Origin of the sequence: Kordia sp. (assembly GCF_045105435.1) — a bacterium.
Lineage (GTDB): Bacteria > Bacteroidota > Bacteroidia > Flavobacteriales > Flavobacteriaceae > Kordia.
Genome location: NZ_JBGCDL010000090.1, coordinates 1 through 9,450, shown reverse-complemented (window position 1 = coordinate 9,450; position 9,450 = coordinate 1). Strand labels below are relative to the sequence as shown.

The window sequence follows — 9,450 nt, the reverse complement described above, 5'->3', positions numbered from 1 at the left end:
TTATTCTTTTTTTAGATTGATAGGATAAATTTCTTGCTGTAAAAAATCTTGAGGAAACGCTTCGTCATTGGAAAAACCCAACTCGATATCGCGTCCGTTTTTTGGAATGTAATTCGTCTTAAAAAGATAATCCCAAACACTTAACGTAAGTCCAAAATTTACGCCATATCGCACAGGCAATTCTTTACTGTGATGCCAAATATGCATTTTCGGATTGTTGAAAATGTACTTTAAAAAACCGTAATCCCAACCTAAATTCGCATGATTCAAATGTCCGACAGCAATGGTAAAAAAGTATACAAAAGCTACATCTTGCACGTTGAATCCGCCAATAATGGCAACCGGAATGTAGAGCAACGATTTATACACAATCGTTTCCATCCAATGATAGCGCAAATGTGCTGCAAAGCCCATTTCTTTTACCGAATGATGCACTTTGTGGAAGTTCCATAAGAAATCAACTCTGTGTAACAAACGATGCGTATTCCATTGTACAAAATCAGTCACGACAAAGAAAATAAGCAAGCCTGCCCAACTTGGAAGCGCGCTGACATTGAATAGTTGTAAATTTTCAAGCGATAGACCAATCACACCTAAAAAATCATTAAAAAATGCAACTGTTGTATTGGAAAGCGCGACAAAAATGAGAATGTTAAAAATGAAAAAGTTGAAAAACATGTAGAAAGTATCTAACCAAAAATCTTTACGAAAAATGGATTGCTCTTTCCGCCAAGGAAAAATGATTTCTAAGATCCAAACTACTAAAGAAATTACGATTAATCCGTAAAAATAGTTATCCCATTTTTGGAAAAAGATAAGTTCCAAGAAGTAATTCCAGTAGTTACCGTAGGATTTTAAAAAAATGTCAACGTAATTTTCCATGCAGTTACAAATTTAAGTATTCTTTTCGGTTTCTATCTATTAGATGTTTTCATTGTTTTACGATTCAAAACAAATAAAATAATTAAAATCATAATGTTGAAATAGGCACGATTAGTTTGACGAACATAAACCGTAAAACTTACCAATTTTAACATTTATGAGAACTATTTTGGAAAGTAGTGTTGCAGCTTATAAATTCAGATATTCGTTGCCATTCCTATCGAGCCAACCTTTTTGTCCGTTTGGCAATTCAAACTTTGCAAAAAAACCTTGAAAAGCTTCTAGTTTTTTGTAGCGTCCTTTTTTGTGAATTCCGTAGTAGCCGTATGTGTTATTTTCTTTGAAACGAATCCAATCTGCATACGCTTCAACTTCTTCTAAAGCGGTTTTGATAAATGGAGAAGTCGGTTCGTTTACGTATGAAGTATGGTATAAATAATGTGTTCCTTGTTTCGTTTTTAAGTGAATAATAGCTCTTAAATCGAGTCCGTATCGTAACTGAACTTGCTCGTAGCTAATTTCTTGTTTTTTATTACTAAGAAAATAAATATAATCAACCTCTTTTTCCTTAATGGGAATTTGATATTTGTCCATAAAAACTTCAGGAAAATCTATACTGCTACGAGTAATCCAAAGGTTGTGATTTTTTCTGCTAATTTTATGAGTAGTTTTGTCAAAAGTAGGAAGTCCATGATATGTGTACGCATTTAAATAACCTTTTTTGTCTTTTTTGAGTGATAAATAAATTGTTTTCAATGTGTTTTTATGAATAATTTGCGCACTGTGTGGAATATAGTTTGAACCTTCAGTTGTTGATGTGTTTTCTAGATGAAATGCACGAACGTTTTCCAAAGGAAGTTTTTGAAACGCTTGATTGTAAATGTCATACATGCCATCTTTTACGCCGACAATAAAATTATTTACAAAAATAGAATCGTACGCTTTTTCCAATTTATTGATGCCAAGATAATTATACATCCGTTTTTTTCCCTCTTCTTCTTTGATTTGATAAAAAAGGTCAAATTTTTGCTTGTTTGCAATATATGCTAAGGTTTCTGTATCATAATTTCTATTGTGATTTTGTTGTTTTTCTGTAGAAAAATCTTTGAAATTATAAAGTCGTTGGGTTTTGCCAAGATAGACATGTATGCCATTTTTTTCAGGAATAATTACACCTCCATCTTCTCCAAAAAGATAATAGATTCTTTTGTTTTTTGTGATAGAAATTGGACTGTACGGATAGAGAGTGACTTCACTAAAAGACCATTTTCCATCATATTTATAATAATAAACTAAAGCAAATAACTCTGTGTTGAATTGAAAAAACTCATACTTCTCACTTTTATCTTCGTTTTCATGAGTAAATTTTAGGTTTCTTAAATCTGAAAAACTAAAATCAACTATTGAATCAATACTAATTAAATTTTCAGAGGCAAAGGATTCTTTATGAACAGGAGTGATATCTGTTTCTGAAACTACATCAACATCTTCAAGATCAAATAATTTTTCATATTCAAACGTGATATTATTGTGTTTTATGAATAATTCGCCATCGTGAGTGTAATGTGTAATATCGCTCGTGCGTAATTGAGGAACTTGCAGCCATTTTCCATAAACCAATTGGTAATTGAGATCTACTTTTTTATGATTAATAGTTCCCGTTACAAGTACTTTATCTGCGCTCGATTGATGAAACTCTAATTGTATATGATTTGTTTGTTTAATATAGTCCCAAAGTGATTTTTGTACGTTAACATCTATAGGTTTGTTTTTATACGGAAAATATCCAATAGTTTGTTTTCTGTTATAGATTATTATTTCTCCATGAGTAATCGTTTCAAATTTTGGCATTAAATCAGGATATCCTTTAAACACAGGGTTTCCGTGAAAATAGATGCCGCTTTGCATTGTTTGAGCTTCTAAATACGGAATTAATGCAGTTTTTATTTTACGTTGTAAACGTGCTAAATTTTTGGGGGATAAAAAGTGTGTTCGTGCTACTGTGTTTTTTGTTTGGTAGCTGTAATCTTTGCCGTTTTCATCAATAAGATCACCATTTTTAACATAGGAAATTCTTAAAAAAGTAGGTTCATTTTTAAAATTATTTAACGGAATGTCTTCTAAAATTTGAACAGCCAATGCGTCATAATCTTGTCCAATCGCTACTGCGGAAAAGATCAAATAGAAAAGTATAGACAGAAAGCCTTTCATTGAATTGCGTTTTATGGTATAAAACTACACATTTCAAGGCCGGTATAAAATGACCAATACGCAAACACCACATTTCAATGCGTGAACTGTGGTGTTTGTATAGTTTGCGAATTCTTAAATACGTCTTTGCGATCTCCAACTTGATTGGAGAGTGGCAATCTCATACTTCAAATAACGAAATTGTATATAATAAACAGATTACCGCGCTATCACTCGTAATGACGATTCAAATTACTTCTCGATAGCTCTATTGAGTGTAATTGAAATACAATTTTTTTTTCATTTTATTTCGAAAAATCACTCGAAGTGACGTTTTGTTTAATTAGAGTAAAACTGTCAAATCGAGCGCAGTCGAGATTCTATAAAGCGCATGGTTTCGATTTGATTTCGACTGCGCTCAATACTGATATCTCAATTCTCAATACTATTTAATCTAGCAACATCCGCCGCCATCATAATGGTACGTAGATTCTGAAATATAAATATCATCTCTTCCTAAAGCCGCTAAATCTCCAGCTGTTTTATCACAGATAGCAATTGGCTGATTCTTTACTAGAATATGTCCTTTTTCATCATCAAAGTGGTTTTCTGTACCAAAGTATATTGCCGCTTTCCCTGTAAAAATACAAGGTCCGTCTGCTGGCATTGGATCTTTGATTGCTGCTACTTCAATTGATTCTATGTAGATTAATTCGTCTGTTGCGTAATTCTTCGAATCTAAAATTCGATACGGTTTGCGTGCGCGAATTTCAATCGTTCCAAAACCTGCATCTGTCAACATTTTTACATATTCTGCAATTGGCAAACTTCCACTTAAACACAATGCACGCAAACGTTCGTCGTTACGAAGTGTTTCGTTCATTGGCTGCTCACATGTAGGATCGCTCATGACCAATTTACCATGTGGTTTTAAAACACGATACATTTCAGCAATTGCCTTTTTTAAATCTTCAGTTTTAAAGATGTTGAATAAGCAGTTTTGTGCCGCAACATCAATCGAATTATCGTCAACAGGTAAGTTTAGTGCATCACCTTTACTTAGGTCTACAAATTCGCTTTTAAACCAATCGTTTTGTGCTTCGGCTTCTTCAAAGTTTTTGCGAGATGCTTCTAACATTTCATCTACAACATCTAAACCAATAACGCCACCTTTTTGACGGTTGAAGTATGCAAATTGCAACAATTCCATTCCGCCACCAACACCAACATATAACATTGTCGGATTGTTGGTTAAATCGCGCGCATGTACCGTGCTTCCGCAGCCATAGTTCATTTCTTGCATGATTTTAGGAATTTTTAAACCTGGTAATTCCCAAATAGGATTTGTTGTGCAACACAATCCAATATCAGGTGTTAAGGCTGCTTCTTTGTATACGTCGTGTGTAGTTTCTAAATAACTCATTAATCGTTTCTGTTTATTTTTTCTTCAATAAAGTGTCTAGTCGATAGTGGTCCCATTCTTTTGGTAATAGGAGCAAGGTCAACAATAAAATTGCTCTGTATAGTACGTGTGATAAATCCCAAATTGGATCTTTCAAACCGTGCCCGAAAGTTACGATTATTAACACAGATGCCAAAGCGTATAATGTGTAGTCGCGTTTTAGTCCAATTATTAACAACAAACCGCCTAAAAACTCTACATAAGATGTATAATATGCAGTTCCTTGCAATAGAAAATCGGGTAAAATACCTTCATAGGGTTTTGCAAAAAAGTTGTTGTATACATTGTCCATTTCGAATTTGAATATTTTACCAAATCCTTGAAAGAAGAAGATAAAGCCTAGTAACAATCGAATGGTTAGTAGTGCGATTTTTTGGTTCATTTTTTTGTTGATTTGTTTGTTTGTTGAGATGTCAATTTGTTTTTTTTAACTCATAACTCACAATTTTTTTTGGTCGTCAAACGCCTCAGACCGCACTTTTTTACGTCTCAATACTCATTACTAAAACCTTACAACTCACTTACAATGTTTTAATCAACTCACTAAAGAGTGTAATCATTTTTGGTTCTGCTTTTCCAGCTACTGCAATGATATCTGCAATGTCTACAGGTGCTAAGTTATCTGGATCACATTCATCCGTAAGGACAGAAACTGCCATACATGGTACGTTTAAATGATTTGCGACAATGACTTCTGGAACGGTACTCATTCCGACAGCATCGGCGCCAATTATTTTTAGCATTCGGTATTCGGCACGCGTTTCTAATTGCGGACCAACGACACTTGCATAGACTCCTTTTTGGATGTCAATGTTTTGCGCTGCGGCAATTTCTTCTACTTTAGCAATCATGTCTGCATCATACGGAGCGCTCATGTCTGCGAAGCGTTCTCCAAATTCGCTCACACCTTTGAAAGCCAATGGTGAACCGCCTTGAAGATTGATGTGATCGTCAATGATCATAATATCTCCTTTTTTGTAGTCTAAGTTGATGGCTCCAGCAGCATTTGAAACCAATAGTTTTTTGATTCCTAGTTTGTGCATGATACGAATTGGATAAGTAATGTCTACAAAGTCATAGCCTTCATATAAATGAAAACGTCCTTGCATAACCACTACTTTTTTTCCTGCTAAGGTTCCAAAGATGAGTTTTCCTGTGTGAAATTCGACTGTTGCCAATGGAAAGTACGGAATGTTATTATAGTGTGCTTCCGCGATGATGTCTACTTCATCGATAAGTTTTCCTAAACCTGTTCCTAATACGATTCCGATTTCTGGATTGTCAAATCCTTTACTTATTAAATATTCGGTTGTTTCTGTGATGTGTTTTAACATAAATGTGTGTACGTTTTTAGCGCTTTATCAATTTTTTAACCACTTTTTGGTTCTTGCTTTTTAATTGAACTAAATATACACCAGAATTTAAGTTTGCTAAAGAAAACGATTGTTTTTTTACACGCGACGCTTCTGAAGCAATGACTTTGTTTCCTAAGATGTCATATATTTCTACAGCAAGTTCGTTTTGAGAATCGTTTGAAACTTCAAAGCGATCATTGGCAGGATTTGGATAGATTGAGACTGATTCACTCAACGTTTCTTTGTTTATGCTTAATGTTGTGCAATCAGGACCATTAGCAGTTCCTAAGTTTGCATAACTCCAACGTTCGTTAATTCCGATACATTGAATAACGATATAATCATACGTACCTAAATCAACGTTTGGATAGGTAGTTTGATTGATAGGAAATGTTTTCATTCCTGTGATTGGTGATAATACTGGAGATGTCATTCCATTGTCTCCCAATAGAGCAGAAGTTGTTACTTCAATTGGATCAGCGCCCGTAGCATTGATGTCATCTTGTTTTGATAAATAGACTCTTAAATCTAAACCTTGAACCGTCATGAAATTTGCGTCAAAAACAACGTCTTTTGCGCCGTTGGTTTGAAAGGTGATGTTTGCTGTTCCACTGATATTGTAGGCTGGATCGCTTTGAACAAAGTTTCCAGATCGTGCACATTGGGCATTCATTTGTAGTGCGCCAAATACAGCACATAGGATTACGAGTAATTTTGTTTTCATAGTTTGCTTTTTGTGAGCGTATTCTTAGGATGAATTACGCTACTAGTTATAGTAAATAGTTTTTAAAAGCCTCGTATGGTTCTAAATCTTCTGCGTGGTCAATGTCGTTTAAGGTTTCTAGTAAATGAATGCTTTGGTTGTCCAAATCGTTCAATGTGTCTGCTAAGACTGTTTCTGTTCCCCAATTTTTTGGAGCAAATACTTTTTCGTGTAGGGTTTTCATTCCTAATAAGTAATAACCGCCATCTTGTGCAGGACCAATAACAATGTCATTACTGTGTAAAGCTTCTATTGCTTCTTCAATATGTTTGGGTTGTAGATCGTATAAATCGCTTCCAATAATAATTACTTTTTCGTATTTATGTTGAAAAGCATCTTTAAATGCATTTAGCATACGTTCTCCTAGATCGTTACCGAATTGTCCCTTCTTCTGATATAAATCATCGGGCCATATATCGTTCTGTCGAACAGAAACTGAATACCATACACATTTATCCGTATTTATTTTTTGAAGCACATTTTCGGTGTGTTCTAAAAGCTTGATGTAAACTTCTAAAGCGGCTTTTTTGCCAATGCCTTTTGCTAATCGTGTTTTTACTTTTCCGAGTTCAGGATTTCGTGTAAACGTCATGAGAAGCGTTGTACTGTTGCGCATGTTTATTGTTTAGATTTTTTCTTTTTGTAGATTTTGACGCCTTTTTTGAGCCAAATACTCCAATCTTCATTGAACGTATGCACATTTTCGGTAGTGTCTCCTTTGTTGTCTATGACAGGATTGTCTTGATTTTTCCATTCAAAAATTCCACCATAGAGATTGTACACATTTTTGTAGCCTGCTTTTTTGAGTTTTTCGCCGACATCTTCTGACCTAATTCCTAAAGAACAATACACTACTATTGGTGTGTTTTTATCTTTTGGAAGTATTTTTTTTATTTTTTTCAGTTTGAATTTATCATAGCCAACACAAACAGCATTTTCAATATGACTGGTTTCGTATTCTATTTTTTCGCGACTGTCAAGTAATACAATGTTTTCTTTTTGAAGCAACTCTGCAACCGTGATGTATGGAACAGATTTTTTGTTTTCTTTTAGAAGAAGACTGTCGAGTGCCGTTTGTCCATTCGCGAAAGCGAAAGAGAAAAGAATTATAAAATATAGTATATACTTCATTTCTAGTTTTGATTTAATATTCCCTTAAGTTATAACCTTTTTGTTTTTTTTGAAACTTTTATATTACATGTTCATTTTTGTCTTGACACAAAAACGAACCAAAAAAGTCAAGACGATCTATAGGAAATTGCTGCGCATCATTCGTTCATGCGCTTCATGCTTGATGCTACGCATCGCAATTCCGTTTTTCACTCATTATTTCTTAAGATCGTCGCTGCCAATTATTGAAACATCACGTAAAAAGCAAAGCAATACTAAATTTTGTATACTAAAGCACTATTTAAGCAACTGTTCCTTGGCAACTACTTCCTGCGCCAGCTGTACAACCGTAACAGTGTTGCGAGATGATAATATTTCGTTTGCTTAAATCTTCTTCGTTGTATTCTGAAATGTGTTGTGATTTGCTTGCTACTTTTAAATCGAGCATTTGATTGAAATCGCAATCGTATAACCAACCGTCCCAACTTACAGAAATTGTGTTGGTACACATTACACTTGCAACTGCGCTTGGATTGAACGCTTCTACTAATGAATACATGTAATCTTCGTAGTTTTCGGAAGCAATTAGGTAATCTAAGAAACGACTTATTGGCAAGTTGGTGATCGCAAATAGGTTATGAAACTGAATGTTGAAATCGTCAAATAAAGCCTTTTTGAAATCTTTTTCCATGGCCATTTGATCGCCTGGTAAAAATGCTCCTGACGGATTGTATACCAAGTCTAATCGCAAGTCGCTATCTGGCATACCATAACCAACAGCATTCAATTCTTGTAATGCTTTTATAGATTTGTCAAAAACTCCATCACCACGTTGTTTGTCTGTTTTTCCGCGTGTCCAATGTGGCATTGAAGAAACAACATGTACGTTGTGTTTTTTGAAGAATTCGGGCAAGTCATAGTATTTTTTGTTGGCACGAATAATGGTTAAGTTTGATCGTACAATAAAATCTTTCACACCAATTTTTGACGCTTCTTCAACAAACCAACGAAAGTGCGGATTCATTTCGGGTGCGCCACCAGTAAGGTCGAGTGTATGTGCGCCTGTTTTTTCAATGACATTCAAACATTGTTGCATGGTTTCGCGCGTCATGATTTCTTTTCGATCTGGACCTGCATCTACATGACAATGTGAACAAACCTGATTGCACATATAGCCGACATTGATTTGCAATATTTCAATGCTTTTTGGTTTTAGGGGAAATTGATTTGTTTCTTTTATTTTGTTTGCGAATGTTGGCAATTCACCACTTTGAAAGATTCCGTTTGACAGAATTTCCAATTGACGTTGTGTATTTGCTAATTCACTTTCTCTTTTTTGTAGGGACTTTGTCGCCATGTATTCGTTTGAATTTTGATTCTACTCTTTTAAGAGAATCTTTTATTTCTAATTATGAGATCCTGATTTTCATCGGGATGAGCGATCTGTACGATTTTGCTTGGCAAAATTAACAGCCTGCTCACATCTCCAATTTATTAACTTTATTCATCATTTGCACGCCATGTACTAAGGTTGCACCACTTTTTATGGCAGCGCCAACGTGAATAGCTTCCATCATTTCTTCTTTTGTAATTCCGCGTTGCAAACCATCTTTTGTGTATGCATCAATACAGTATGGACATTGCTCGGTATGTGCAACGGCTAATGCGATTAATGATTTTTCGCGTGG

10 protein-coding genes are annotated in these 9,450 nt (G+C 34.7%); all 10 read right to left on the bottom strand.

The window, feature by feature from the left end; all coding sequences use genetic code 11:
- Positions 1 to 882 carry a sterol desaturase family protein gene (locus AB8B65_RS04220; RefSeq protein WP_405299608.1) on the bottom strand — a complete coding sequence of 294 codons (882 nt, stop codon included), beginning with the start codon at positions 880 to 882 and terminating at the stop codon, positions 1 to 3.
- A 189-nt stretch (positions 883 to 1,071) separates the two neighbouring features.
- Entirely contained in the window at positions 1,072 to 3,093 is a 2,022-nt protein-coding gene (locus AB8B65_RS04215; RefSeq protein ID WP_405299607.1) for a hypothetical protein, read from the bottom strand.
- Between the two features lie 433 nt (positions 3,094 to 3,526).
- Positions 3,527 to 4,495, bottom strand: coding sequence for an arsenosugar biosynthesis arsenite methyltransferase ArsM (gene arsM / locus AB8B65_RS04210; protein WP_405299606.1), 969 nt, complete (start codon positions 4,493 to 4,495; stop codon positions 3,527 to 3,529).
- Positions 4,496 to 4,508: 13 nt separating this feature from the next.
- Positions 4,509 to 4,916, bottom strand: a complete 408-nt coding sequence (locus tag AB8B65_RS04205; protein ID WP_405299605.1) for a DoxX family membrane protein — start codon at positions 4,914 to 4,916, stop codon at positions 4,509 to 4,511.
- A gap of 139 nt (positions 4,917 to 5,055) precedes the next feature.
- Positions 5,056 to 5,868, bottom strand: a complete 813-nt coding sequence (locus tag AB8B65_RS04200; RefSeq protein WP_405299604.1) for a purine-nucleoside phosphorylase — start codon at positions 5,866 to 5,868, stop codon at positions 5,056 to 5,058.
- Between the two features lie 16 nt (positions 5,869 to 5,884).
- On the bottom strand, positions 5,885 to 6,613 hold the full coding sequence (locus AB8B65_RS04195; RefSeq protein WP_405299603.1) for a T9SS type A sorting domain-containing protein: 729 nt from the start codon (positions 6,611 to 6,613) through the stop codon (positions 5,885 to 5,887).
- A gap of 46 nt (positions 6,614 to 6,659) precedes the next feature.
- Entirely contained in the window at positions 6,660 to 7,268 is a 609-nt protein-coding gene (locus tag AB8B65_RS04190; protein WP_405299602.1) for a TIGR04282 family arsenosugar biosynthesis glycosyltransferase, read from the bottom strand.
- Between the two features lie 2 nt (positions 7,269 to 7,270).
- Positions 7,271 to 7,783 (bottom strand): rhodanese-like domain-containing protein, encoded by a 513-nt coding sequence (locus AB8B65_RS04185; protein WP_405299601.1) that lies wholly within the window; start codon positions 7,781 to 7,783, stop codon positions 7,271 to 7,273.
- A gap of 280 nt (positions 7,784 to 8,063) precedes the next feature.
- Positions 8,064 to 9,119: an arsenosugar biosynthesis radical SAM (seleno)protein ArsS gene (arsS, locus tag AB8B65_RS04180; protein ID WP_405299600.1), complete on the bottom strand. Its 1,056-nt coding sequence runs from the start codon at positions 9,117 to 9,119 to the stop codon at positions 8,064 to 8,066.
- Positions 9,120 to 9,240: 121 nt separating this feature from the next.
- The coding region (locus AB8B65_RS04175) for an arsenosugar biosynthesis-associated peroxidase-like protein (RefSeq protein ID WP_405299599.1) at positions 9,241 to 9,450 on the bottom strand (210 nt) is incomplete at its 5' end.

Excerpts from the sequence above, each read along its gene's own strand:
- AB8B65_RS04220 (WP_405299608.1), bottom strand. The coding sequence starts at position 882 with ATGGAAAATTACGTTGACATTTTTTTAAAATCCTACGGTAACTACTGG.
- AB8B65_RS04215 (WP_405299607.1), bottom strand. The coding sequence starts at position 3,093 with ATGAAAGGCTTTCTGTCTATACTTTTCTATTTGATCTTTTCCGCAGTA.
- arsM (WP_405299606.1), bottom strand. The coding sequence starts at position 4,495 with ATGAGTTATTTAGAAACTACACACGACGTATACAAAGAAGCAGCCTTA.
- AB8B65_RS04205 (WP_405299605.1), bottom strand. The coding sequence starts at position 4,916 with ATGAACCAAAAAATCGCACTACTAACCATTCGATTGTTACTAGGCTTT.
- AB8B65_RS04200 (WP_405299604.1), bottom strand. The coding sequence starts at position 5,868 with ATGTTAAAACACATCACAGAAACAACCGAATATTTAATAAGTAAAGGA.
- AB8B65_RS04195 (WP_405299603.1), bottom strand. The coding sequence starts at position 6,613 with ATGAAAACAAAATTACTCGTAATCCTATGTGCTGTATTTGGCGCACTA.
- AB8B65_RS04190 (WP_405299602.1), bottom strand. The coding sequence starts at position 7,268 with ATGCGCAACAGTACAACGCTTCTCATGACGTTTACACGAAATCCTGAA.
- AB8B65_RS04185 (WP_405299601.1), bottom strand. The coding sequence starts at position 7,783 with ATGAAGTATATACTATATTTTATAATTCTTTTCTCTTTCGCTTTCGCG.
- arsS (WP_405299600.1), bottom strand. The coding sequence starts at position 9,119 with ATGGCGACAAAGTCCCTACAAAAAAGAGAAAGTGAATTAGCAAATACA.